19 protein-coding genes are annotated in these 26,313 nt (G+C 40.5%); 17 read left to right on the forward strand and 2 right to left on the reverse strand.

What is annotated here, in order from left to right; translation table 11 throughout:
* The first annotated feature begins 65 nt into the window (after positions 1-65).
* From mgtA to lpdA, 5 genes are all read left to right on the forward strand, one after another.
* The gene (gene mgtA, locus I585_RS00575) at positions 66-2,672 is read left to right on the forward strand and encodes a magnesium-translocating P-type ATPase (RefSeq protein ID WP_010739081.1); all 2,607 of its coding nucleotides are present in this window, start codon (positions 66-68) and stop codon (positions 2,670-2,672) included.
* Between the two features lie 391 nt (positions 2,673-3,063).
* Entirely contained in the window at positions 3,064-4,173 is a 1,110-nt protein-coding gene (gene pdhA / locus I585_RS00580; protein ID WP_010739082.1) for a pyruvate dehydrogenase (acetyl-transferring) E1 component subunit alpha, read from the forward strand.
* Between the two features lie 2 nt (positions 4,174-4,175).
* Entirely contained in the window at positions 4,176-5,153 is a 978-nt protein-coding gene (locus I585_RS00585; protein ID WP_010739083.1) for an alpha-ketoacid dehydrogenase subunit beta, read from the forward strand.
* 140 nt (positions 5,154-5,293) lie between these two features.
* Complete coding sequence (locus I585_RS00590) at positions 5,294-6,937, forward strand: dihydrolipoyllysine-residue acetyltransferase (RefSeq protein ID WP_010739084.1); 1,644 nt, start codon at positions 5,294-5,296, stop codon at positions 6,935-6,937.
* A gap of 7 nt (positions 6,938-6,944) precedes the next feature.
* On the forward strand, positions 6,945-8,351 hold the full coding sequence (gene lpdA, locus I585_RS00595) for a dihydrolipoyl dehydrogenase (RefSeq protein WP_010739085.1): 1,407 nt from the start codon (positions 6,945-6,947) through the stop codon (positions 8,349-8,351).
* A gap of 65 nt (positions 8,352-8,416) precedes the next feature.
* Here the strand turns inward: lpdA and I585_RS00600 are convergent, their stop codons facing one another.
* Positions 8,417-9,253 (reverse strand): AraC family transcriptional regulator, encoded by an 837-nt coding sequence (locus I585_RS00600; RefSeq protein ID WP_010739086.1) that lies wholly within the window; start codon positions 9,251-9,253, stop codon positions 8,417-8,419.
* A 130-nt stretch (positions 9,254-9,383) separates the two neighbouring features.
* On the opposite strand from I585_RS00600, the gene I585_RS00605 reads away from it, so the two are divergent.
* Positions 9,384-10,874, forward strand: coding sequence for an amino acid permease (locus I585_RS00605; RefSeq protein ID WP_010739087.1), 1,491 nt, complete (start codon positions 9,384-9,386; stop codon positions 10,872-10,874).
* Positions 10,871-13,936 carry a beta-galactosidase subunit alpha gene (gene ebgA, locus I585_RS00610; RefSeq protein WP_010739088.1) on the forward strand — a complete coding sequence of 1,022 codons (3,066 nt, stop codon included), beginning with the start codon at positions 10,871-10,873 and terminating at the stop codon, positions 13,934-13,936. Before I585_RS00605 ends, ebgA begins: the two co-directional genes overlap by 4 nt.
* A gap of 60 nt (positions 13,937-13,996) precedes the next feature.
* On the opposite strand, the gene I585_RS00615 is transcribed toward ebgA, so the two are convergent.
* The gene (locus I585_RS00615) at positions 13,997-14,620 is read right to left on the reverse strand and encodes a GPP34 family phosphoprotein (RefSeq protein WP_010739089.1); all 624 of its coding nucleotides are present in this window, start codon (positions 14,618-14,620) and stop codon (positions 13,997-13,999) included.
* Between the two features lie 146 nt (positions 14,621-14,766).
* On the opposite strand from I585_RS00615, the gene I585_RS00620 reads away from it, so the two are divergent.
* The 10 genes from I585_RS00620 to I585_RS00665 all read left to right on the forward strand — a co-directional run bounded on the left by I585_RS00620 (position 14,767) and on the right by I585_RS00665 (position 26,194).
* Complete coding sequence (locus I585_RS00620) at positions 14,767-15,639, forward strand: helix-turn-helix domain-containing protein (RefSeq protein ID WP_371198513.1); 873 nt, start codon at positions 14,767-14,769, stop codon at positions 15,637-15,639.
* A 16-nt stretch (positions 15,640-15,655) separates the two neighbouring features.
* Complete coding sequence (locus I585_RS00625) at positions 15,656-16,261, forward strand: sugar O-acetyltransferase (RefSeq protein ID WP_010739091.1); 606 nt, start codon at positions 15,656-15,658, stop codon at positions 16,259-16,261.
* Positions 16,262-16,325: 64 nt separating this feature from the next.
* Positions 16,326-16,595 carry a UPF0223 family protein gene (locus I585_RS00630; protein WP_010739092.1) on the forward strand — a complete coding sequence of 90 codons (270 nt, stop codon included), beginning with the start codon at positions 16,326-16,328 and terminating at the stop codon, positions 16,593-16,595.
* Positions 16,596-16,677: 82 nt separating this feature from the next.
* Positions 16,678-17,442 (forward strand): inositol monophosphatase family protein, encoded by a 765-nt coding sequence (locus I585_RS00635; RefSeq protein WP_010739093.1) that lies wholly within the window; start codon positions 16,678-16,680, stop codon positions 17,440-17,442.
* Between the two features lie 112 nt (positions 17,443-17,554).
* A complete protein-coding gene (gene typA, locus I585_RS00640; RefSeq protein WP_010739094.1) occupies positions 17,555-19,396 on the forward strand; it encodes a translational GTPase TypA in 1,842 nt (613 codons plus the stop codon).
* Between the two features lie 333 nt (positions 19,397-19,729).
* Entirely contained in the window at positions 19,730-20,113 is a 384-nt protein-coding gene (locus tag I585_RS00645) for a hypothetical protein (RefSeq protein ID WP_010739095.1), read from the forward strand.
* A 54-nt stretch (positions 20,114-20,167) separates the two neighbouring features.
* Complete coding sequence (locus tag I585_RS00650) at positions 20,168-20,800, forward strand: DUF2922 family protein (RefSeq protein ID WP_010739096.1); 633 nt, start codon at positions 20,168-20,170, stop codon at positions 20,798-20,800.
* Between the two features lie 469 nt (positions 20,801-21,269).
* Positions 21,270-21,572, forward strand: a complete 303-nt coding sequence (locus I585_RS00655) for an Fpa/YlaN family protein (RefSeq protein ID WP_010739097.1) — start codon at positions 21,270-21,272, stop codon at positions 21,570-21,572.
* 3 nt (positions 21,573-21,575) lie between these two features.
* Complete coding sequence (locus I585_RS00660; RefSeq protein ID WP_010739098.1) at positions 21,576-22,766, forward strand: FtsW/RodA/SpoVE family cell cycle protein; 1,191 nt, start codon at positions 21,576-21,578, stop codon at positions 22,764-22,766.
* A 5-nt stretch (positions 22,767-22,771) separates the two neighbouring features.
* Positions 22,772-26,194: a pyruvate carboxylase gene (locus tag I585_RS00665; protein ID WP_010739099.1), complete on the forward strand. Its 3,423-nt coding sequence runs from the start codon at positions 22,772-22,774 to the stop codon at positions 26,192-26,194.
* Positions 26,195-26,313 lie beyond the last annotated feature (119 nt).

Genomic DNA, 26,313 nt, shown 5'->3' on the forward strand with positions numbered 1-26,313 from the left:
TCGACCGAAGAGAAAATATAAAAGGGCGGCTTGTGTTGCCTTAAATTTTAGGGGGAACTACTATGATGAACAAAAAAAACCTTCTTGCTCGCAAGATCAGCAAAGATCAAGAACTGAAAAAGCTGGCGATTCTATCTGATCGGGATTTATTTTTAAACTTGCGAACATCATTGCAAGGGTTATCGGAAGAAGATGCACAAAGCCGTTTGGAGGAATACGGGCCAAACGAAGTTTCAGCACAAAAACCTACACCTGGAATTCTATTATTTTTACAAGCATTCAATGATCCATTCGTTTATGTTTTAGCACTATTAGCCATTGTTTCTGTATTAACGAATGATCTTGAAGCGGCAGTCGTAATGACAATCATGATATTAGCCAGTGTGTTGATTACTTTTATTCAGGAATATCGTTCACAAAAAGCGAGTATTGAATTAAAAGAAATGATCGAAAATACGGCAGCAATCACGCGGAATGGTGAAACAAAGGAAATTCCGATGGATGAAGTTGTACCTGGTGACATTTTGACGTTAGCGACTGGCGATATGATTCCAGCAGATGCCGTATTGATTTGGACGAAGGATCTTTTCGTTAACCAATCATCGTTAACGGGAGAATCAATGCCTGTTGAAAAATATCTTGATCAAGATAAGAAATTAACGGATGAAATGACGGCATTGGATTTAACAAATCTGGTTTTTATGGGAACCGATGTATTAAGTGGTCAAGGTAAAGCTATTATTCTGAAAACGGGACAACAAACATTCTTTGGCGACATCGCAAAAAATGCCACTTCAAAACGCGGGAAAACCTCATTTGATATTGGCTTAGCAAGAGTCAGCAAACTATTATTACGAATGGTCATGGTCTTATTTCCATTAGTCTTCTTAATCAATGGACTGACAAAGGGAGATTGGAGCAGTGCATTTTTCTTTGCAATCGCTGTGGCTGTGGGGCTAACTCCTGAAATGCTGCCAATGATCGTGAGTTCCAACTTAGCCAAAGGCGCGTTGACCTTATCAAAACACAAAGTTATCGTGAAGGAATTGGCGTCAATTCAAAATTTAGGCAGTATGGATGTGCTGTGTACCGATAAAACAGGAACAATTACAGAAGATCGGGTGGTCTTAGTACAGCATCTCGATCCATTAGGAAATGAAAATGAACAAGTACTTGACTTAGCCTTTATGAATTCGACTTATCAAACTGGTTGGAAGAATTTAATGGATATTGCAGTAATTAATTATTTTGAAGAACAAGATCGGAAACTACCGTATCAATCTGTTCAAAAAATCGACGAAATTCCATTCGATTTCTCTCGCCGTCGTTTGACTGTTGTAATGAAAACAGACGAACATCAATTGATGATCACAAAAGGTGCGGTCGAAGAAATGTCAACGATTTGTAAATATGTTGAGATCAACGGAGAGATTATGGAGTTAACGCCGGAGATTCGCCAACAATTACAAACGGTGAATGAAAAAATGAATCGTCAAGGAATGCGAGTAATTACCGTAGCGGTTCGTCGAGATGCCCATGATGAAGCTATTTACTCGACTGATGATGAAAAAGATATGACGTTGATTGGATTTATGGGTTTCCTTGATCCGGCCAAAGCGTCTGCAAAACCAGCAATCAAATCATTACAGCAACATGGTGTGACAGTGAAGGTTTTGACTGGTGACAATGCCATCGTGGCACAAAAAGTATGTCAAGATGTTGGTATTCCGGCAGAAGACTATTTATTAGGAAATCAAGTCGATGAAATGTCGGATGATGAGTTGTACAGAGCAGCCGAAAGCATCAATTTATTCGCCAAATTGAATCCTATGCAAAAATCACGCATTATTGAATCGCTTCAGGATAAAGGACATACCGTAGGATTCATGGGTGATGGTATTAATGATGCTCCGGCACTAAGAAAAGCCGATGTGGGAATTTCGGTCGATACAGCAGCGGATATTACGAAGGATGCCAGCTCGATCATCTTGCTTGAAAAAAGTTTGGCTGTCTTAGAAAACGGTGTAATTGAAGGCCGCCGAGTTTTCAGCAACATGATGAAGTATATCAAGATTACAATCAGCTCGAACTTCGGAAATGTGTTCTCAATCTTAGTTGCCAGTGCCTTTCTGCCATTTCTACCTATGCTGTCTATTCAATTGCTCTTGCAAAATCTGATCTATGACATCGCTCAATTGACGATTCCATGGGACAATGTCGATGAAGAAGAACTGCATGTGCCGACGAAGTGGGAAACAAAGGGATTATTGAAATTTACTGTGTGTATTGGGCCGATCAGCTCGGTCTTTGATATTATTACATTCTTAGTGATGTGGTTCGTTTTTGGAGCAAATACGATCGCTTCACAAAACTTATTCCAAACAGGCTGGTTCATGATCGGGTTAACGACGCAAGCGTTAGTGGTTCTGATGGTTCGTACAAAGAAAATTCCATTTATCCAAAGCCGTCCAGCACCACAAGTCTTTATTAGTCTGTTAATGGCTGTAGTAGTAGGTATCATTGTAGTCGTAACGCCTATTGCGGAACAATTTGATTTTGTACATCTTCCAAGCAGCTACTGGTTATGGTATGTAGGGATCGTCGTTGTTTATATGCTGGCAACACAGTTAGGAAAAGTAATCTATATAAAAATTGCAAAAGAATGGATCTGAACTATAACAGAATGGCCTGTACTGGCATTCTGTTTCTTTTTTTGTGAAAAATCACAACAATTATTTAAAATCAGAAGTTGTATCCGTCTTCTTTTTAATCCTCTTTCTACACTTTAATGACCGAAATAATGGCAAATTTAAAAAAATCAAAGATATTCAACTTCCGCAATCTAATTAACGGGATTTTGATATCGTAAGCAGGCTGCATGTGATTTCACAAGGAGAAAAAGTGAAACGCTTCAATTCGTTCATAATCGGTGAGCAAGTTTGTTGTCAATTGAATACAAAAATGCTAATTTAGAGAGGAAGGGGCAATAGCAATAATACAGATTGACTTGCTGTTGCACTGATAACAAGACTTAATTTACTTAAGAGAGGAAAGTGTGACACCATGGCAGAAAAAGAGTTAACGATTGATTTTGAAGCCTTACTAAAAGATGTAAACGCGGATTTCCCCGTGTACCAAGCGCTGGATGAGGACGGAAAAATTGTAAATGAAAATTTAGTTCCTGATTTATCTGATGAAGAACTTGTTGAATTGATGACTTCAATGGTTTGGTCAAGAGTATTAGACCAACGCTCAACTGCATTGAATCGTCAAGGACGATTAGGATTCTTCGCGCCAACTGCTGGACAAGAAGCCAGCCAATTAGCTAGTCATTTTGCATTTGAGAAAGAAGACGTACTATTACCAGGATATCGTGATGTTCCACAATTGATCAAACACGGCTTACCTTTAGCTGAGGCCTTTTTATGGTCGCGTGGTCACGTTGCTGGGAATAACTATCCCGCTGATTTACAGGCTTTACCTCCTCAAATCATTATCGGTGCTCAATATGTTCAAGCTGCCGGTGTTGCTTTAGGACTGAAAAAACGTGACAGCAAAAATGTTGTCTTCACTTATACTGGCGATGGCGGTTCATCTCAGGGTGACTTCTATGAAGCAATCAACTTTGCCGGTGCGTATCATGCAAACGCTGTATTCTACATTCAAAACAATGGCTTTGCTATTTCGACTCCGCGTGAAAAACAAACAGCCGCTAAAACATTGGCGCAAAAATCGGTTGCTGCTGGAATTCCTGGTATCCAAGTCGACGGTATGGATCCATTGGCGGTCTATTACGTTTCTAAAAAAGCACGTGAATGGGCAGCCAACGGCAATGGTCCAGTATTGATTGAAACATTAACTTATCGTTATGGTCCGCATACATTATCTGGTGATGATCCAACCCGTTACCGTTCAAAAGAAATGGATGACGAATGGACAAAGAAAGATCCTTTGGTTCGCTTCCGTAAGTATTTGACGGAAAAAGGCTTATGGTCAGAAGAACAAGAAGAAAAAGTAATTGAAGCGACAAAAGACGAAATTAAACAAGCAATTACAGATGCTGACCGTGTTCCAAAACAAAAGGTTTCTGATTTCTTGAAAAATATGTATGAAGTTCAACCACAAAATATCAAAGAACAAATTGAATTCTATGAAGCGAAGGAGTCGAAATAATCATGGCACAAAAAACAATGATCCAAGCAATTACAGATGCCTTAGCTCTGATGCTTGAAAAAGATAAAGAAGTTTTAGTTTTCGGTGAAGACGTTGGTAAAAACGGCGGAGTTTTCCGTGCTACTGAAGGTCTTCAAGAAAAATTCGGCGAAGATCAAGTTTTCGATACACCACTAGCTGAATCTGGCATCGCCGGACTTGGTTTTGGTTTAGCCTTGCAAGGCTTCCGTCCCGTTCCTGAAATTCAATTCTTTGGTTTTGTATTTGAAGCGATGGACGAAATCGTCGGACAAATGGCTCGTACTCGTTACCGCATGGGCGGTACACGAAATCTGCCAATCACGATCCGCGCACCATTCGGAGGCGGTGTTCATACACCAGAACTCCACTCAGATAACTTAGAAGGATTAATGGTGCAATCACCAGGTTTACGCGTGGTCATTCCATCAAATCCATACGATGCAAAAGGTCTTTTGATTGCGTCAATTCGCAACAATGATCCAGTTGTATTCTTAGAGCACATGAAGCTTTATCGTTCTTTCCGTGAGGAAGTGCCAGAAGGAATCTATGAAGTACCATTAGACAAAGCTGCTGTTACTAAAGAGGGTTCTGATGTTTCGATCATTACCTACGGCGCGATGGTACGTGAAGCGATTAAGGCTGCAGACAACTTAGCGAAAGAAAATATCAACGCTGAAATTATTGACTTGCGCACCGTTGCACCGCTTGATGTTGAAACTATCATTAAATCAGTTGAAAAAACTGGTCGTGTGGTCGTTGTTCAAGAAGCGCAAAAACAAGCGGGCGTTTCTGCACAAGTCGTTTCAGAAATCTCTGAACGGGCTGTTCTTTCATTAGAAGCACCAATCGGACGAGTTTCTGCTCCAGATACGATTTTCCCATTTGGACAAGCAGAAGGTATCTGGTTGCCAAACGCAGCAGATATCGAAGCAAAAGTAAAAGAAATCGCAGCATTTTAATCGAAAAAGAGGTTCGTCCAACTTTTAGCAGTTCAATATAGAATGGAACTGTTAAAAGTCGGATGATATACGACACGACAATTCCATTTATTTTTTCAATAGTTGAAAAGATAATTACATCAGTAAGGAGCGAAAAAAACATGGCTTACCAATTTAAATTACCGGACATCGGTGAAGGTATCGCAGAAGGCGAGATCGTCAAATGGTTCGTTAAGGCCGGTGATACAATTAATGAGGACGACACATTATTAGAAGTCCAAAATGATAAATCAGTGGAAGAGATTCCATCTCCAGTAACAGGAACCGTTAAAAAAATTATCGTTGACGAAGGCACTGTTGCCAATGTCGGTGATGTCTTAGTAGAAATCGATGCACCCGGACACGAGGATAACGAAGGAGACTCTGGCGTTGCAGCAGAATCGCAAACACCAGAAGCACCCGCAGCAGAACCAACAGTAGAAAGCGAAAGCAGCAATTCTAATGCTGGCGGTGTCTTCCAATTCAAATTACCGGATATCGGTGAAGGAATTGCGGAAGGCGAAATCGTTAAGTGGTTTGTAAAAGCTGGCGACACGATCGAAGAAGACGATACGCTATTAGAAGTCCAAAACGATAAATCAGTGGAAGAAATTCCATCTCCAGTAACTGGTACGATCAAAAAAATTATCGTTGACGAAGGCACTGTTGCCAATGTCGGTGATGTTTTGGTAGAAATCGACGCACCCGGACATAACGATTCTAGCGCAGCTTCAACTGAATCAGCAGCTCCAGCGGAAGCACCAAATGCTGAAGCAAAAGGCGCTTCTTCTGTTGTTGAATCAAGCAATCCAGATAAACGTGTTCTAGCGATGCCATCTGTACGTCAATATGCACGTGAAAAAGATGTTGATATCAGTCAAGTGACGGCCACAGGTAAAGGCGGACGGATCGTTAAAGAAGATATCGACGCATTTGTTTCTGGCGGCGGACAAGCTGCACCAGCGAAATCAGAAGAGAAATCAACTGAAACATCCGCTTCAGCAGCAAGCACACCAGCGAAGGCTGAAAAACCAGCGCAACCATTTAGCTCAAACATGGGCGAAATGGAAACACGCGAGAAATTAACGCCAACACGTAAAGCCATCGCGAAAGCAATGGTCAACAGCAAACATACAGCACCACATGTAACGCTGCATGATGAAGTAGAAGTTTCTAAACTTTGGGATCACCGTAAGAAATTCAAACAAGTTGCTTTGGATAACGGTACGAAATTGACATTCTTGCCATATGTAGTTAAGGCTTTAACTGCTACTGTTAAGAAATACCCAGTCTTGAACGCATCAATCGATGACGCAGCTCAAGAAATCGTTTATAAGAATTACTACAACATCGGTATCGCAACAGATACAGACCATGGCTTGTATGTACCAAACGTTAAAAACGCGGATACAAAAGGTATGTTCAAGATCGCTGATGAAATCAACGAAAAAGCTGCCTTGGCACATGATGGCAAATTATCAGGAGACGATATGCGTAATGGTACGATCACGATTTCAAATATCGGTTCTGTAGGCGGTGGCTGGTTTACACCAGTTATCAACTACCCTGAAGTAGCAATCCTTGGTGTTGGAACGATCGCGCAACAACCGATCGTCAACGACGAAGGCGAATTAGCGGTTGGCCGTGTAATGAAACTTTCATTAAGCTTCGACCATCGCATCGTTGATGGCGCGACAGCGCAAAAAGCCATGAACAATATTAAACGTTTATTGGCTGATCCAGAATTATTATTAATGGAAGGATGATAAAATCATGGTAGTTGGAGATTTTGCCATTGAATTAGATACAGTTGTAATCGGTGCTGGACCTGGCGGCTATGTTGCCGCCATCCGCGCCGCTGAAATGGGACAAAAAGTAGCAATCATCGAACGGGAATACATTGGCGGCGTTTGTTTAAACGTCGGCTGTGTACCGTCAAAAGCGTTGATTTCTGCTGGACATCATTTGCATGATTCACGTGACTCAACTATGTTTGGTGTTACCAGTGAAAATGTAAAATTAGATTTTGCAAAAACACAAGAATGGAAAGAAAACGAAGTGGTTAATAAATTAACCTCAGGAGTAAAATTCTTGCTGAAGAAACACAAAGTAGAAATCATTGAAGGCGAAGCTTTCTTCGTTGATGATAAAAACTTACGGGTAATTCACCCTGATTCAGCACAAACTTACTCGTTCAATAATGCGATCGTCGCAACAGGTTCTCGCCCAATCGAGATTCCTGGCTTTAAATTTGGCGGACGCGTATTAGATTCGACTGGCGGATTAGCATTACAAGAAGTACCAGAAAAATTCGTGATCATTGGCGGCGGTGTAATCGGTGCCGAACTAGGAAGCGCGTATGCGAACCTCGGTGCTGAAGTAACGATTATTGAAGGTACGCCTCAAATCTTGCCAACCTACGAAAAAGATATGGTGCAGCTTGTTGAGAAAGACTTCAAACAAAAGGGCATCAAGGTTGTTACTTCTGCGATGGCTCGTGAAGCAGTCGATAATGGCGACAGCGTAACGGTTCGTTATGAAGTTGACGGTAAAGAAGAAACAATCGATGCTGATTACGTAATGGTAACGGTTGGTCGTCGTCCAAACACAAATGACATGGGCTTGGAACAAGCCGGTGTTGAAATGACTGATCGCGGTTTGATCTCAGTCGACAAACAAGGACGTACAAATGTATCAAGCATTTACGCGATCGGCGATATCGTTCCAGGCGCTGCTTTGGCTCACAAAGCCAGCTATGAAGCAAAAATAGCTGCAGAAGCAATCTCTGGTAAGAAGGTTGCCGTTGATTACAAAGCGATGCCTGCAGTTGCCTTTACTGATCCAGAATTAGCGACTGTTGGTATGACAATCAAAGAAGCCAAAGAGGCAGGAATCGAAGCGAAAGCCTTCAAATTTCCATTCTCAGGTAATGGTCGTGCGTTATCATTAGGCAAGACAGAAGGCTTCATCCGTTTAGTTACAACGGTGGAAGACAACGTGATCATCGGCGGACAAATCGCTGGTGTAGGAGCAAGTGATATGGTTTCTGAACTTGCTTTAGCGATTGAATCAGGAATGAATGCTGAGGATATTGCTTTAACGATTCATCCGCATCCATCTTTAGGTGAAATCGTGATGGACGCTTCTGAATTGGCTTTAGGTTTGCCAATCCATATTTAATAAACTCAAAAGCACTAAGATCGACGTTGATCTTAGTGCTTTTTTTGTCTTCTGGATGAAACGAATCAATTAATGATAAATTGTTTGCGATAGTTGGAAGGGGAGATACCCAACTTGGCATTAAAAAATTTTGAAAAATAAGAGGAAGAAGAAAAGCCGGTTTCATAAGCTATTTCGGTGATACTCAATGAACTTTTTCGCAACAGAGAACAAGCTTTTTGCAGCTTTAATTCTTGGATATATTCACTAGGTCCTATTCCTTTGTAGGATTGAAATAGCTTATAAAGATAGGTTCGATCAATGTTGCTGAATTTTGAAATTTGATTGACACTGAGATTTTCAGACATGTTATCGTCGATGTAATTCAGAATGGTTTTAAATAGATTTTCGCTCTGTGACAGATGATTTGTCTTCAAATTGATCTGGTCGATCGTGTCAAACAGATTAAATGAGGAGGCGATTGTACGAAAAAGATTGTCTCTTTTGAATTCGTCATAGATATCTTGAAAAAGAACGTCTATTCTATGATCAAAGGCGTTACCGATAACACAATTATGTTTATCCAACTTCAATTTGGAAAAATAATCGGCGGCTAAATCACCAGAAAAACCAACCCATCTGTACTGCCATGGATTGTCACGATTTGGATAATAAACATTTTTACAATTTGATGGAATAATAAAAAAATCTCCCGCAGTAATTTTTCTCTCTGGAAAAAAGGGAGTTGAGAAAAAACCTTCCCCAGCGACACAATAATGAAGCACCCAATAATTGATCGGAGCGTACTCCGTAGGCTTGGTTGAGCGACATTTTTCATAACCAACTTCGCAAATATGGAACTCTGAACTTAATTTGTCATTGTTGGTTAAGATACTGATTTCTTTTGCTAATGAGCTGTACATCAAATTCCTCCTCGACAAGTAATTATTAAGAGGCAACATCTTTACAAGTATTTGGAAACATTTCTTATTTTTTATACCATGAAAGCGCTATAAAATCAAAGTGTAAATAAATATTGAAAGGATGTTTGAGATGGAAAATTCTAATTCGAGGCAGCGTTTGGGATCGATTGCCTTAATGCTGATGACTTTTTCGGCAGTATTCGCTTTCCCCAGCATTGTCAACAATAGTATCCAAATTGGGCTGGCAACAATTCCCGGGTATTTGTTTGGTACTATCTTTTATTTTTTACCTTTTATTTTGATGATCGCGGAATTTGCTTCTGCCAATTCAGGAAAGGAATCGGGAGTTCATAGTTGGCTGCAATCTGTTCTGGGTGAAAAATGGGCCTTCTTAGGTGCTTGGTCTTATTTCTTTGTTAATCTATTTTTCTTTTGTTCGTTATTGCCGAACACTTTGATTTACGGATCCTATGCTTTTGGCGGCACCAATGTTTTTCAAGGCGGAAACAGCACGATTATTATCGCCGGAATTTCAATTTTGCTATTTTGGCTAATGACCTGGGTCTGCATCAAAGGCGTGTCTTGGATTTCAAAGGTTACAAGTTTTGCTGGGAGCGCTCGTTTGTTCATGGGAGTGGCCTTTGTTGTATTAGCCTTTATCGTTGTTTTTGGCTTTGGTAAAGAACCGGCACAGGATTTCACAATGCAATCGATCAAACCGAGTTTCAACTGGACCTTTTTCATGACGATGGCTTGGATTTTGCAGGCTGTAGGCGGCGGTGAGAGTATTGGCGTGTACATTAAGGACGTCAAGGGTGGAAACAGCACATTTGTCCGTACGATGATTGGCGCAACTGTTGTCGTTGGAATTATGTATGTATTAGGTGCTGTAGCGGTTGGTTTTGTTGTACCGACAGAAGTTCTAAAGGGAAATTTTTCAAATGGTATTTTTGATATTTTTAAAATCTTAGGTTCGCATTTTAATATTCCGAGCGGTGTGATGGTTCGACTCGTCGGCTTGATCTTATTTATCGGCAGTTTAGGATCATTAGCTCTGTGGACTGCGGCACCTGTTAAGGTCTTCTTCTCTGAAATTCCAGAAGGTGTCTTTGGAAAGTGGTTAGTTAAAACCAATGAAGAAGGAAATCCTACAAATGCTTTAGTCGTACAAGGTGTTATCGTTACGATGCTGCTGATCATTCCAGCATTAGGCATCGGCAACATGGACAGCTTTCTTTCAACATTGATCAACATGACAGCGTCTACATCTTTGCTGCCAGTATTGTTTTTATTAGTTGCGTACATCGGCTTGCGTTTGAAAAAAGATTCCATGCCTCGCAGCTTCCGATTCGGCAGCCGGTCGTTTGGAATATTTGCAGGAATTGTTTTACTGCTGATTTTCATTTTCGTTTTCTTTATGTCTACAGTTCCGGATCCACAGCTGATCATGGCTGAAATGAATGGAACGCTGCCGGCTGGTGAGGCAAGTCCGATCGGAATGCTTTTATATAACGTTGTTGGATTAGTGGTATTTATGGGCTTCGCTTGGATTTGTTGGAATCGCTATGAAAGAAAATCTGTTCTTGATAAAGAGACAAATGTAGAGGTGACGGGTAAATGAAAATTTGGGAAAACTATCAATTAGATCATATCAATCGCTTAGAACCACGAGCACATTTTTTAACTTTCCCTACAAAAGAGAAAGCAGCGCTAAATGAAAATAAATACACACATGCGTTTAAAAATCTGAACGGGATTTGGAAGTTTTTACTGTTGGACGCACCTGAATACAGTCCCAGCAACTTCTATGCACCAGATTTTAACACGGAAGAGATGTTTGATATTAAAGTGCCTGGAAATTGGCAGGTTCAAGGTTACGGCAAAATGCATTATTCTGATTTATGGTACAACTTTCCGATTAATCCGCCGTATGTTCCAACGGAAAATCCGACCGGGATATATAAGCGGCAATTTACCGTCGATGAAAGCTTTAAAGACAAGAAAGTGATTTTACGTTTTTGCGGTGTGGATTCCGCCTTTCATGTTTGGGTGAATGGACAAGAAGTCGGCTATAGTAAGGGTGCTAGAAATGAAGCGGAGTTTGATATTACCGATTTGGTTCAGGAAGACGCTGCAAATGATTTGACGGTGCGAGTTTATCAGTGGTCTGATGGGACGTATTTAGAGGATCAAGATATGTGGTGGCTCAGCGGAATCTTTAGAGATGTGGAATTACTTGGTGTTCCTTATGCCGGAATCAACGATTTTACTGTGGTCGCTGATTTAGATGACGAATACAAAAATGGTCTGCTTGATTTGTCATTCAAGCTCCGTGAACCAAAGGGAAAATATGTTAAGGTGGAACTGACTGATCCGTCTGGTGAACAGGTGGTAAGCCAAGATGTAGCAAACGGGCAGAACAGTCTACATTTAGAAATCCCTGATGTTGCCCGCTGGACAGCAGAAACGCCGAAGCTATATCAACTGTTGATCTCCGTTTATGAAGCAGAAAAGCTGATAGAAGTTATTCCTCAAAAAGTCGGTTTCAGAAATATTCGATTAGCTGGTGAAGTCTTCTTGGTCAATGGTGTGGCGATCAAATTGAAAGGAGTCAATCGCCATGATTACAATCCTAGAAATGGTCGAGTTGTTTCAAAAGCGGAAATTGAAAAAGATATTATCTTGATGAAACAGTTCAACATCAATGCTGTTCGAACCAGTCATTATCCGGCTTCTTATTACCTTTATGACTTATGTGACGAATACGGGATGTATGTAATCGATGAAACAGATTTGGAGTGCCACGGCTTCGAACTAACTGGCAAATATGATTGGATCAGTAATGATCCAGAGTGGGAAACCGCCTATGTTTCACGAATGATCAGAATGATCGAACGGGATAAAAATCATCCGTCTATTCTATTTTGGTCATTAGGAAATGAATCTGCCTTTGGCTGCAACTTTGTCAAAATGACCGAGATCGCGAAAGAAATGGATGCTTCCCGCCTAGTTCACTATGAAGGCGACTTTGAAGTGGAAGCAGCGGATGTGTATTCGACCATGTATACCTGGCTGGAGCATCCTACGAAGAAGCCATTGATGGAAACAGTCATTGCAGAGTCGAAAAAACCGCATATTTTATGCGAATATGGCCACGCGATGGGAAATGGACCAGGAAACTTAAAAGAATATCAGGACCTCTTTTACGCCCACGATAAGCTGCAAGGCGGCTTCATTTGGGAGTGGTTTGACCATGGGATTGAATCGTATACCGAAGAAGGTGAAAAGTATTATCGCTATGGCGGCGACTTTGGGGATGACCCTTCCAACAAAGATTTTTGTATTGACGGGCTGTTGATGCCTGATCGGACACCTTCGCCAAGTTTATACGAGTATAAAAAGGTGATTGAACCGATATTGACGACGGCTATAGACCTACACAAAGGTGAGATCAAGTTGCTGAGCCGCTATGATTTCCAAAATCTGCAAATATTTGATTTGTATTATTCGATTGTCGAGGATGAAACAATAATAGAGGATGGGACGCTGCCGCTGCCGTCAATTCCAGCTCGTGAATCGGCAAAACTGAAGCTTCCTTGTCATTTGGATTTTGCTCCTAAACCGGGTGCGAGCTACTTCTTAAATCTATCTTATCAATTGAGGAATACCACTTCTTGTGCGCCAAAAGGATATGAACTAGCCTCCGCAAATTACGAACTTCCGCTAAATACGGCTGGAATCAAGGTTGATCCTAGAGGGAAATTGCAAGTCAAAGAATCTGAAACCAATGTAACGATTTTAGGTTCAAACTTTTCTGTGACTTTTGACACGGTCAGAGGAACTCTTAAACAGTTAATTCGTGATGGTCAAACAATTATTGAAAGAGGTCCAAAATTTACGATGTGGCGTGCGCCGATCAGCAATGACATGGAAATCATTGATGAAATGAAGAAAGAGCACTTCCTTCATTTGGAGCATGAAATCGTGAATTCTTTCGAATGGAAAGACCGTGATCAATCGGTTCAAATCGTGGTCAAAACAATCAATTCTACGACAAATAGCGCTTGGCACTATAAGTGTACTTATACCTATACTATCTGCGGCAGTGGAGATATCCTGTTTAATTTAGAAGGTAGCCCTAGCGGAAAAATCGATACAGCACCAAACATGCTGCCGCGCTTAGGTGTATCTATGCATGTAAATAAAGACTTGGATCAAGTGAAATACCTAGGGCGCGGGCCGCGAGAAAACTATGCTGATTCAAAAGAAGCTGGATATCTGGGTGTCTATAGTTCAACGGTGGAGAATATGTTTACCAACTATGTTGTTCCCCAAGCAAACGGGAATAGGATGGATACTCGATGGGCGGCATTTACGGACGATCGCGGCCAAGGATTGTTTGCTTCGACGACCGGCAGTTTTAACTTCAGTACTTCTTATTATGAGGAATGTGATCTAGATGCTGCAAAACATACTTGTGACCTAACTGAACGGGCCTATGTGGTTGTAAATATCGACTATAAGCAAAATGCCTTAGGAAGCTATTCATGCGGTCAATGGCAATTAGAAAAATATCGCACGACTTTTGAAGAATTTAAACTTTCTTTCCGTTTATCGGCATTTAATATGAAAGAGGCAAATGCAATTTCGCTGTCCCATGAAAAAATAGAATTGCCACATTGACATAAAGAATCCTCCTTCCAATTTTCACCCGAAAAAGGAAGGAGGATTTTCTATTGACTATCAGGCCGTCACGACTACTAAAGCCCCAACTAACCAGTCAAGTTGGGAAATCATGAGTTGTGTCTGCTTAGAAACAGGATCATTCTTTGCTGCTTTGATTTTCGCTTCAAGTTCTTTGCGGTCTTCCTTATCAATATATTTTTTCAAATAGGAAGATTTTTTTAGCAAAATCGCTAACGTCAATCCATCGTTGTCGAGTGCATTTAAGTTTTCCAGACGAGCGACTAGTTTAGCGATCGTATTTTCTTTGGCCAAATAACTTGTCGTGCCTTCAACTCTGATTTCACGGAGTTGAATTAATGAGCCGCGAATCTGAGCAACTAATTGTTTTAAATCCTTTTCGAAGAAAGTAGCTCCATAAGCATTGGCGATTTTTTCGATCCTTTTTTTCTTCAACTGCATAATTTTGTTTAGGAGACAATCCAAATACTCTAATTCTGCTGGAAGTTCGTCGGTCAGAACAATAATTTCTTTTTGCTCAAGCTCAATGACACCGGCTGCCTGTAAATCAAGCAATCCCGCCATGACTAGGCACATCCCAACATAATAATTGACTGAAGAAATTTTTCCTTGGCGATTCATAGTAAACAAAAGATATTGCTGCGATAGACTTAGATTTTTCATTTCCCTACTCCTTTGACTTTTAACTAAAGTATAGTCTGCTAGGAGAGAAATTCGATTTTTCGAAACAATCTTTTCAATTTTCTGATTTTCCCATTGTTTTTTCATGGTATTCTAAAGCAATAGAAACAAAAGTTTCGTTAAAGGAGATGAAAACAGTGACGGGAAAATACTTTCAAGAAATCAGAGAAAAGAAGAATCAGACAATTGCCAATACATCTGACGGAATTGTGACCCCGCAATTCTTACGTAAGTACGAACGTGAAAATGGCGATATCCGTTTTTCAAACTTGGTTCAGTTGTTAAATCGATTGAACACCACAATTGATGAATTTGTTTTTGAAATTGATGAAAGCTTGGATGTTTGGCTGTACGCAATTGAAGAAGAGATTGATCAAGCGTATCATGCCGGCAATTCTTTCTCATTGAAAAAATTTGTTGAAAAACAAGAGCAGTTGTATCAACAAACGAATGAAAAACGTTTCTTATTTGCTGCGCTCATTGGCAAACGATTCTATAATTATATTTTTCTGCCCAGTTACACGGTTGATTTAACGCCAATGGCTGATTATTTAAGAGAAACGGAAACGTGGGGAAGATTTGAATTCTTTTTGCTGACTTATAATGGGGACTTATTTAAACCAGAGGAGGCGTATTATTACGCCCAAAAATTAGTTAAGCAGCATCACGGCAGTTATGAAGTGCGAAAGTGGCGCTATGATGCCGTGCTTCATTTAGCCCGCTATTTGATTGAGGAGAATAAATTGGCCTCTGGAGAAAAAATTTTGTTGGAGTACCTGAACAATTTGACACCGAATCGTGACTTGAAGTATTTTCATCATGATCTATACGCGAAATTTGTCTATGGGTTGTTATTGATTAAAAAACACGACCCAAAAGGCCAGCGGCAATGCGAGCGAATCATCGAGATATTTGTCGAGGACTGCGGGTATTTGAATTATGGCAACCGACTAAATATTATTTATCAATCAACCTTAGCACAGGCTAAGCAAGCACAATAAATGAGGAGTATATAATATGAATGAGTTATTAGGTTTTGACGTTTCTAGATCTGGAAAAATGTACGACGATCTTTCCGAAGTTTTTACGAAAACTAGAAAGCAGGCAGTGAATGCGACAACAGAATATAATGCCTTATATAGAAAAGACGAACAGAAGCGAAAGGAAATATTGCAAAAGCTTTTAGGTTCGGTTGGAGAAGATCCGTTTTTCGAACAAGACTTTCGTTGTGAATTTGGAAAGAATATTCACCTTGGCGATCGTTTTTACGCCAACTTTGATTGTATTTTATTAGATGGCGGTGAGATCATTATAGGAAATGATGTTCTATTCGGTCCGCGAGTAGGAATTTTTACGACCAATCATGCGACGTATTCTGCGGAGCGCAAAGCAGGCGGCTGTTATTCTAAGAATGTTGTGATCAAGGATAATGTCTGGGTCGGTGCTAATGTTACGATCAATCAAGGTGTGACAATCGGAGAGAATACGATTATCGGCTCAGGAAGCGTTTTGACTAAAAGCATTCCGGCCGATGTGATCGCGGTTGGTAATCCTTGCCGAGTATTGAGAAAAATTACGGAACAAGACAAAACGGGTTACCAATCAAATCGTCATTCAAACTAAAAGCGACTTTAATTAAAGCCCGTACTATTCTATGGTAAACTATTTTCGAATGGAGTGTGGAACAGTGGCAAACTATGGTTACCCAATTGATGAGGATTGGACACATGAGGAAATTGGTACAGTCATTAATTTTTTTAACTTAGTCGAAGCAGCAAATGAGACAGGGGTCGAAAAAGAGGCTTTTTTGGCTGGCTATAAAAAATTTAAAACCGTCGTGAAAAGTATCGGTGAGGAAAAACGAATCGGACGTGATTTTCAGAACGTCAGCGGTTATTCGATCTATCATACCTTACAAAAAGCGAAAGCAGCAACATCAAAGCGTTTTAAAATGTAAGCAGAATGCGATACATACATGGTGAGCGGACATATCTTTATGAGAATGATACATTCTATACTACGAGTTGGGAGAGATCAGGATGGAAAAAGAAATTATTGGTTGGATCTATGAAGCGGCGGAAAAAGTCAAATCGGGTCTAGGGGATGCGCTGAAAGTTGATCAAAAAAATGGACGGACGGACCTAGTGACAAATGTTGATAAAGAAGTACAGGATTTTATCGTCAAAAAAATACACGATTATGATCCAAAAGCGCTGATTTTAGGTGAGGAGAACGGACAAGATGATACGCCTATCGATAAGGGACGTGTTTTTGTCATCGATCCAATCGACGGAACACTGAACTTTGTGATGCAGCAAGAGAATTTTTGTATCATGATCGCAGTTTACGAAGAGGGCGTCGGGCAATTAGGCTTCATCTATGATGTTATGCGCGATGAACTTCTCTGGGGCGGCCCGAAAGTTGGTAAAGTTTACAATAATAAGGAAGAGCTCTCAGCGCCAGAAAATAAGTCGTTAAGCGAGGGCTTGATTGGTATGAACGCCGCGCTTTATCGCAAGGATTTATTTCATGCGCAGGAAATCGGGCAAACATCGATGGGCATCCGTGTGTTAGGCTGTGCGGGGTTGGATTTCGTGGCGATTCTTAAAGGGACGCAGATTGGCTATGTCAGCATGTTGAGTCCGTGGGATTACGCCGCCGGCACGATCATGATGGAACAGCTGGGAATGACTGTTATAGGAGAAAATCAGCAGCCTCTGAGCTTCAAAGGTCGAGAATTTTTTATTGGGGCAACCCAGGCTGCAATGGCGGAAATTCAAGCAATTAGTAAAGCCAATCATTAAGAAAAATACTTTTTCTGAAAGAATGAAAATGTTTTACTAACACTCTTACTGATTTTCTGTTATAATTGTCAATCGAGTGAGTCTCGCGTTACAAGAAAAGGAGCAATTAAAATTGAATTACAGAAAAGATATCCGCAACGTGGCAATCATTGCCCACGTCGACCATGGTAAAACCACATTAGTAGATGAAATGCTTAAGCAATCTGATACCCTTGATAGCCACGTTAATTTACAAGAACGGGCAATGGATTCGAATGCATTAGAAAAGGAACGTGGAATCACGATCTTAGCGAAAAATACCGCTGTTAACTATAAAGACTACAAAATCAACATCATGGACACACCAGGACATGCCGATTTCGGTGGTGAAGTGGAACGTATCATGAAAATGGTTGATGGTGTATTGTTAGTCGTAGATGCTTACGAAGGAACGATGCCGCAAACACGTTTCGTATTGAAAAAAGCATTAGAACAACATTTAACACCCATCGTTGTAGTGAATAAAATTGACAAGCCTTCTGCACGTCCAGAAGAAGTTGTTGATGAAGTATTAGAATTATTCATCGAATTGGGTGCGGATGATGAACAATTGGATTTCCCAGTTATTTATGCATCAGCAATCAACGGAACATCTAGCTTGTCCGACGATCCTGCGGAACAACAAGCAACAATGGCTCCTGTTTTCGATACAATCATTGAAAAAATCCCAGCTCCAGTTGATAACAGCGACGAGCCTCTACAATTCCAAGTATCGTTATTAGATTATAATGATTATGTTGGTCGTATCGGTATCGGCCGTATCTTCCGCGGAAAAATGAAAGTCGGCGACCAAGTTTCGGTTATGAAGCTTGATGGTTCGATTAAAAACTTCCGTGTAACAAAAATCTTTGGTTTCTTCGGCTTGCAACGTTTGGAAGTTCAAGAAGCAAAAGCCGGCGATTTGATTGCCGTTTCTGGTATGGAAGACATTTTCGTTGGTGAAACAGTAACACCAGTTGATAATCAAGAAGCATTGCCAATCTTGCATATTGATGAACCAACGTTACAAATGACTTTCCTAGTTAATAACTCACCATTTGCTGGCCGTGAAGGAAAATATGTAACATCACGTAAAATCGAAGAACGTTTGATGTCAGAATTGCACACCGACGTTTCTCTTCGTGTTGAAAATACAGATTCTCCTGATGCGTGGACTGTTTCAGGCCGTGGCGAATTGCATTTATCAATTTTGATTGAAAACATGCGTCGCGAAGGCTATGAATTACAAGTTTCTCGTCCAGAAGTTATCGAAAGAATCGTTGATGGCGTGAAATGCGAACCGTTTGAACGTGTTCAAATCGACACACCTGAAGAATACATGGGCAGCGTAATCGAAGCCTTAGGACAACGTAAAGCAGAAATGCAAGACATGATCCATTCTGGAAATGGTCAAATCCGTTTAGTTTTCTTAGCTCCAGCTCGTGGATTGATCGGTTTCACTACTGAATTCCTATCAATGACTCGCGGATACGGGATCATGAACCATACGTTTGATCAATATCTTCCAATGATCCAAGGTGTGATCGGCGGACGTCGTAATGGCGCGTTAGTGTCTGTTGATAACGGAAAAGCTACAATGTACTCTATTATGAGTGTTGAAGAACGCGGAACAGTCTTTGTTGAACCAGGTACAGAAGTGTATGAAGGTATGATCGTTGGTGAAAACAGCCGTGATAAAGACTTAGGTGTCAATATTACTAAAGCTAAACAAATGACAAACGTTCGTTCAGCAAACAAAGACCAAACGTCTGTTATCAAGAAACCTCGTATCTTAACCTTAGAAGAATCATTAGAATTCTTGAATGACGATGAATTCTGTGAAGTTACACCAGAATCAATTCGTCTACGTAAACAAATTCTAAACAAATCAGAACGTGAAAAAGCAGCGAAGAAACGCAAAGTTGCTGCTGAATAATTCGTTTTTTCAAGAACCACACCTTATCGTGTGGTTCTTTTTTTGTACATCCGTAGTGAAATATGACGAATGATTTTAGCACTTTTTCTGCAAATGTTCACTTATTTTTGAAGTTAAATGAAATTATTTTATCCGTGATACCCTATTGATCTTATCTTCTTAATTAATAGTTATTCTAATCTGTTAATTATTTTAAAAAAATTGATGTAGCAGTTTTCTGCCAAATGAATTATGTTGTTTTTGTGGGGATTGAGAAAACAAACGAATCTGTGTTTTACAGGGCCAGTGAAGCACAGCAATCAATAAATTATTTTTGAAGAAGGAGGGATACACGTGGAGGATCACGGATTAAGCCGCAGACAGCTATTTAATCTAAAGCGCAAAACGCTAGAAAAGAGAATCAAAAATTATTATCGAACAACCAATGACGGCAATGGCGCGATCGAAATGTTGGTAGCGCTTCAAGTGAGAGAAGAATTGTGCGAAGAGGAATTTTCTTACATGCTGGCGAACTTGGTTCAACATATCTTTTTAAGAACACGATCAAGCGCTGCATTGCGCCGCTATTATGTTTTCTTCGCTGAATATTTCGAGAAGAAAGAATGGCGTTTATTGCTAATCAAATTATTTCCTGCTAAAGCTTATATCGCTGAGAAGCTGAAAACATTATATACGCAATTTATCAAAGAACCGTTGGCAGGGTTAGTCGGTTCATGACGACGAACAACGGAGAATGATCGATAAGAAATTTAAGACGAAAGGAATGAGAAAATGAAAACTTTAGAGGCAGAATTTGAAAAAAGCAACGGAAGAAAGCAGTATTTGCGCTTGAAGGATTTTGATACAACGAAATCCGCGGAAGAAATCAAAGCATCCTTAAACAAGCTGACTAAGCTAACGCTGTTTGAAAAAGATGGCGTGGGCTTATTCAAGAGGCTGCGTCATGCGAAATTGATTGAAAAGATCGAAACGACGATTTTTGACGATAGTCAATCAAGCGCGAAAAAAGCGGTTGTTGAAATAGCACCAGAAAAACCAAGCACGCAGGAAAAAACTCCTGTGCAGATGATAAAAGAACTACAAAATGTACGGATTCCGGAAGACTTAAAAATCACTATGGAAATTCCAGAACCGGGCAGTTTGATTCAAAGAGTCAGATTACCAGATGGGATCAATCTGCGAAAAATGACGGAAAGTCAGGCAATGACAGTGATCACGGCTTGCCTACCAGATGACTACACATTGGAAAACGTTCAAATCGAGGATAACGAAGAACCGGCAACACTTGTTTTAACAGAAAGATTGAAAGAAGGCCGAGCAGAACCGCCTGGAATCTCTGCTTCTCCGCCTGAAACGAAAAGAAAACGCTGGCGGCTACTGGATCGTATCCGGAAACGAGAGTAGCGAGCGAAGCTGTTCCATCAAAAAATCCAACGTTGGTATGGAACAGACAACTAGCATTCAATTAGAGGACTCTTTTTTAGCCTGCTGTTCAGCGGGCTATTTGTCGTACACTTAATATAGAAGATAATTGAATAAAGTAAGTCGTTATATGAGATTTCTTAATGATAGAAGGAGAGTAGGTATCGGGATTTATCAGCAAAAGTATGATGTGGCTCAACGAACTAAAATGAGAAAAAAACGTTATGTTTCATATTGGCGTTTTGTTTCACGGGTCAGAAGGCAAAAAGAACTGATTTTTCGCGTTTTCATCTATGGTTTCTGGTTTGTAATCTTTACGTAATATTTCGTTTGCTGTGTAAAAGTCTAAACACGAACGAAAAGTTTAGAAAAAGCTTAGTCTCACGTATTTTTTTCCTTTTTAAATTTTTTCTATGTTATAATATTGAAATCAAGATAGGAGGGAAGCAAAATGGAAAATATTTCTTCTGATTTTGCCATTAAAGTGTTGCAAGAGGATGCCAATCGCATCAAATTGTTGATTCGTAATCAAACAAACAGTCTTTGTATTTCTCAATGTAAAGCTTTTGAGGAAGTCGTTGATACACAAATGTATGGCTTCTCACGCCAAGTCTTCTTTGCTGAAAAGGTAGGTATCTTGAAGCGAGGAGAGGGGCAGCAAATGCTTAGTGAATTGGAAGCGGAGCTGAATCGTTTATATACGGAATTGTACGAAACTCGTCAAGATATGACGGATGCCGACTGGGAGGCTTAGCTCTTGCCTACTAAGATAAAAAAACGTCATTTTTTAGATTATAGTATTTTGATACCTTATTTGATTTTAACCGTGATCGGTTTGATTTTTGTTTATAGTTCAACTTCCTATTTATTGATTTCAAATAATGTAAGCCCGACAAGTCTGGTGATGAACCAAGGGATTTTTTGGGCTTTAAGTTTAGTCATGATTAGTTTGATGTACAAGATGAAAACGGATGTTTTGAAAAGTCAGCAGTTAATTATTTTTGCGACTTATCTCATTTTTATTCTGTTGATTGTTGTCTTTTTTATTGGTGATGAAATCAATGGAGCAAAAGGCTGGATTCGAATTGGTTCCTTTAGTATGCAGCCGGCCGAATATTTGAAAATCATGGTCGTCTGGTATTTATCCTATATTTTATCGAAGCGTCAGGAAACGATTCAAAATAATTTTACAAACGATATGAAACGTCCGCTAATGCTGGTTTTTGCCATGATCTTTTTGGTTGCTGTCCAACCCGATATGGGGAATGCGGCGATCATCACACTGTTAGCTTTGATCTTACTATTGGCCAGTGGTGTTAATTGGATCTACAGTTTGATTGTCGGCGGTGTTGGAATCGTGGGCAGTTTTCTAGCCATCGAATTTCTAACTCATTTTGGCGGCGCTATTTTTCCAAAACGTTTGCAGTACATCTTTAATCGTTTTGAGAGCTTCAAAAATCCGTTCAAATATGAACTGGATCAAGGACATCAAATGGTTAATGGCTACTACGCTATGTTTAACGGCGGCTGGTTTGGCCGCGGCTTAGGCAATAGTATCGAGAAAAAGGGTTTTTTAAGCGAAGCTCACACGGACTTCATTTTTTCTATTGTAATAGAAGAAGTTGGTTTGATCGGCGCTTTAATTATTTTAGCAATTTTGATTTTTATGATCGCTCGGATCTATTTGGTTGGGATTCGTTCGAAAAAGCCTTTCAATTCATTGATTTGTATCGGAATTGGAAGTCTGTTGTTATTGCAGGTTTTTATTAATCTTGGTGGTATTTTAGGAATTATTCCATTGACCGGGATCACGTTCCCATTTTTGAGTCAAGGAGGAAACAGCTTGCTTGTATTGTCAGTTGGTGTGGCTTTTGCATTGAATATCAGTGCGGATGAGAAACGAACCAAACTCGCGATCGAGTATGAATACTTAAAAAGTCAGGAGTGAAGTGCATGAAAAAGGTATTGGTAGCAAATAGAGGAGAAATTGCAACGCGGGTCTTTCGCGCGTGTAGCGAATTAAACATTAAAACGGTGGCGATCTTCGCAGAGGAAGATCAGTATTCGGTTCACCGCTTCAAATCAGACGAGGCGTATTTAGTCGGCAAGGGGAAAAAACCGATTGATGCGTATTTAGATATTGAAGATATTATCCGAGTGGCGAAAGAAGCAAAGGTGGATGCGATTCATCCAGGCTACGGCTTCCTTTCAGAAAACTTAGAATTCGCAAAACGTTGTCGTGAAGAGGGTCTTATTTTTGTTGGACCTGAGTTGCATCACTTAGATATTTTCGGCGATAAAATTAAGGCTAAAACAGCGGCTTTAGAAGCTGGGATTCCGTCAATCCCTGGTTCAGATGGCCCGGTAGATACGATTGAGGGCGTGCTGGAATTTGCTGAATCTCATGGATATCCGGTTATGATCAAAGCGGCATTAGGCGGCGGCGGTCGCGGTATGCGTGTGGCTCATGATGAAAAAGAAGCTCGCGAAGGGTATGATCGTGCGAAAAGCGAAGCGAAAGCGGCTTTTGGGAATGATGAAATCTACGTCGAAAAATATGTTGCCAATCCTAAGCATATCGAAGTACAGATTTTAGGAGATACACATGGAAATGTCCTTCATTTATTTGAGCGGGACTGTTCTGTTCAACGTCGTCATCAAAAAGTAGTTGAAGTGGCACCTTGTATTTCTTTAAATACGGAACAACGTGAAAAAATCTGTCAAGCAGCTGTTCAATTAATGAAGCATGTCGGCTATGTAAATGCCGGAACTGTTGAATTTTTAGTTGAAGGCGATAACTTTTACTTCATTGAAGTGAACCCGCGTGTCCAAGTAGAACACACGATCACTGAGTTGATTACTGGTGTAGATATCGTGACTTCTCAATTGATGATCGCCCAAGGCAAAGATCTGCATAAAGAGATCGGTTTGCCTAAGCAAGAGGATGTTCAAATTTCTGGTGCGGCTATCCAATGTCGTGTAACGACTGAGGACCCGTTGAATGGGTTCATGCCTGACACAGGTAAAATCGATACGTATCGTTCGCCAGGTGGTTTCGGCGTACGTTTAGATGTTGGTAACGCCTATGCTGGCGCAACTGTTACACCTTACTTTGACTCATTACTAGTAAAAGTTTGTACGCATGCGATGAACTTTGATCAAGCGATTGAAAAGATGCAACGTTGTCTGATCGAATTCCGGATTCGCGGTGTGAAGACCAACATTCCATTTATGCATAATGTAATCAGCCATCCTGTTTTCCAAAGCGGCGATGCGAAAACAACCTTTATCGATAATACACCTGAATTATTTGAATTTCCGCGCGTTCGTGACCGCGGCAACAAAACAATGCGCTATATTTCAGAAATCACGGTCAACGGATTCCCTGGGATCGAAAAACAGGAGAAACGCTACTTCGAAACACCACGTACACCGAAAGTCGAAAAAAGAGAGCTCCTTACAGCGAAAAATATTTTAGATCAAGAAGGTCCTGAAGCAGTCACTAAATGGGTCAAAGAACAAGATTCTGTTCTATTGACAGACACGACTTTCCGTGATGCCCACCAAAGTTTATTAGCTACACGAGTACGGACTCACGATCTTGTAAATGTGGCTCAAGCAACAGGTGAAGGAATCCCTGAATTGTTCTCAAGCGAAATGTGGGGCGGCGCGACATTTGATGTGGCCTATCGTTTCCTAACAGAAGATCCTTGGAAACGACTAAAATTATTGCGCAAAGCAATGCCCAATACGTTATTGCAAATGCTTTTCCGCGGGTCAAACGCGGTTGGCTACTCAAACTATCCAGACAATGTGCTGGAAGAATTCATTAAGGAAGCCTCACATAATGGCATCGATGTTTTCCGAATCTTCGATAGTCTAAACTGGATTCCACAAATGGAAAAGAGCATTCAGTATGTTCGTGATGCTGGGAAAATTGCTGAAGGTACGATTTGTTATACCGGCGATATTTTAGATCCAGATCGCACGAAATACAATGTTCAATATTATAAAGACATGGCAAAAGAACTGGAAGCAATCGGCGCTCACATGATCGCTATTAAAGATATGGCGGGATTATTGAAGCCGCAAGCAGCTTTCCGTTTGATCAGTGAGTTGAAAGAAACGACTGATCTGCCGATTCATCTGCATACACATGATACAGCCGGAAATGGCATCATCACACTCTCGGCTGCGGTTAAAGCGGGTGTCGATGTTGTCGATGTCGCGACCAGCGCAATGAGTGGAGCAACTAGCCAGCCAAGTATGAGCAGTCTGTATTATGCTCTTCAATACGGCGAACGCACGCCAGAATTGAACTTGAAAAATGTGCGCAAGTTGAACCATTATTGGGAAGATGTTCGTCCATACTATGCAAGTTTTGAAAATGGCATTATGGCGGCTCAAACCGAAGTCTATAACCACGAAATGCCTGGTGGGCAATATTCAAATCTGCAACAACAGGCCAAAGCAGTTGGCTTAGGCGAAAAATGGGATGAAATCAAAGAAATGTACCAAACAGTTAATCTAATGTTTGGCGATATCGTAAAAGTGACACCGTCCTCTAAAGTGGTTGGAGACATGGCGCTGTTCATGGTGCAAAATGATCTGACTGAACAAGATATTTACGACCGTGGAGACGAGCTGAGCTATCCTGATTCAGTGGTCAGCTTCTTCCAAGGAGAACTAGGTCAGCCTGTTGGCGGGTTCCCTGAAAAACTGCAGCAGATTATTCTGCAAGGTCGTCCAGCGATGCAAGAGCGTCCAGGCAAGTTTGCTGAACCAGTCAATTTCGATAAAGTAAAACAAGAGCTGCAAGAAATGATCGGCTTTGAGCCAAGCAAAACGGATGTATTGAGCTATTTGATGTATCCGCAAGTATTCTTGGATTATCAAAAATCATATGGACTGTTTGCAGATGTTACATTACTAGATACACCGACATTCTTTGCTGGTATGCGTCTAGGTGAAACGATCACGGTTCAAATTGAAAAAGGCAAAACATTGATTATTCGTCTGGATGAAATCGGTGAAGCCGATGTTGAAGGAAACCGGACATTGTTCTTCAACTTAAACGGTCAACGTCGTGAAATCTTAGTTAAGGATGCATCAATCAAGAGTGCGGTCCAAACCAAACGTAAAGTAGAACCAACCAATCGTGAACAGATCGGCGCGACTATGACTGGTTCTGTCTTGAAAGTCTTGGTTAAAAAAGGCGATCATGTTGAAAAAGGTCAGCCATTGCTGATAACTGAAGCGATGAAGATGGAGACCTCGATCGATGCACGATTTGCTGGAGAAGTTTCTCATTTATATGTTGAAGAAGGCGAAAGCATTTCTTCCGGCGATCTGTTGATTGAAGTTAAGGAAAAATAGAGTTATTTTGTATTAGTACGAATTAGGATGTCAGTTCCTCTTTGATAGTTTTAATCAAATAGCATCTATAAGTCTGGTTGTTGACCAAATGTGGTGAGAACTGTTTAGAGGAATGATAT

Origin of the sequence: Enterococcus malodoratus ATCC 43197, assembly GCF_000407185.1 — a bacterium.
Lineage (GTDB): Bacteria > Bacillota > Bacilli > Lactobacillales > Enterococcaceae > Enterococcus_A > Enterococcus_A malodoratus.

What these genes read in the sequence shown, in the direction of transcription:
- lpdA (WP_010739085.1), top strand. Translation starts at nt 6,945, where the DNA reads ATGGTAGTTGGAGATTTTGCCATTGAATTAGATACAGTTGTAATCGGT.
- mgtA (WP_010739081.1), top strand. Translation starts at nt 66, where the DNA reads ATGAACAAAAAAAACCTTCTTGCTCGCAAGATCAGCAAAGATCAAGAA.
- I585_RS00665 (WP_010739099.1), top strand. Translation starts at nt 22,772, where the DNA reads ATGAAAAAGGTATTGGTAGCAAATAGAGGAGAAATTGCAACGCGGGTC.
- I585_RS00605 (WP_010739087.1), top strand. Translation starts at nt 9,384, where the DNA reads ATGGAAAATTCTAATTCGAGGCAGCGTTTGGGATCGATTGCCTTAATG.
- I585_RS00590 (WP_010739084.1), top strand. Translation starts at nt 5,294, where the DNA reads ATGGCTTACCAATTTAAATTACCGGACATCGGTGAAGGTATCGCAGAA.
- I585_RS00625 (WP_010739091.1), top strand. Translation starts at nt 15,656, where the DNA reads ATGAATGAGTTATTAGGTTTTGACGTTTCTAGATCTGGAAAAATGTAC.
- I585_RS00650 (WP_010739096.1), top strand. Translation starts at nt 20,168, where the DNA reads ATGAAAACTTTAGAGGCAGAATTTGAAAAAAGCAACGGAAGAAAGCAG.
- I585_RS00635 (WP_010739093.1), top strand. Translation starts at nt 16,678, where the DNA reads ATGGAAAAAGAAATTATTGGTTGGATCTATGAAGCGGCGGAAAAAGTC.
- ebgA (WP_010739088.1), top strand. Translation starts at nt 10,871, where the DNA reads ATGAAAATTTGGGAAAACTATCAATTAGATCATATCAATCGCTTAGAA.
- I585_RS00655 (WP_010739097.1), top strand. Translation starts at nt 21,270, where the DNA reads ATGGAAAATATTTCTTCTGATTTTGCCATTAAAGTGTTGCAAGAGGAT.
- I585_RS00620 (WP_371198513.1), top strand. Translation starts at nt 14,767, where the DNA reads ATGAAAACAGTGACGGGAAAATACTTTCAAGAAATCAGAGAAAAGAAG.
- I585_RS00615 (WP_010739089.1), bottom strand. Translation starts at nt 14,620, where the DNA reads ATGAAAAATCTAAGTCTATCGCAGCAATATCTTTTGTTTACTATGAAT.
- pdhA (WP_010739082.1), top strand. Translation starts at nt 3,064, where the DNA reads ATGGCAGAAAAAGAGTTAACGATTGATTTTGAAGCCTTACTAAAAGAT.
- I585_RS00585 (WP_010739083.1), top strand. Translation starts at nt 4,176, where the DNA reads ATGGCACAAAAAACAATGATCCAAGCAATTACAGATGCCTTAGCTCTG.
- I585_RS00600 (WP_010739086.1), bottom strand. Translation starts at nt 9,253, where the DNA reads ATGTACAGCTCATTAGCAAAAGAAATCAGTATCTTAACCAACAATGAC.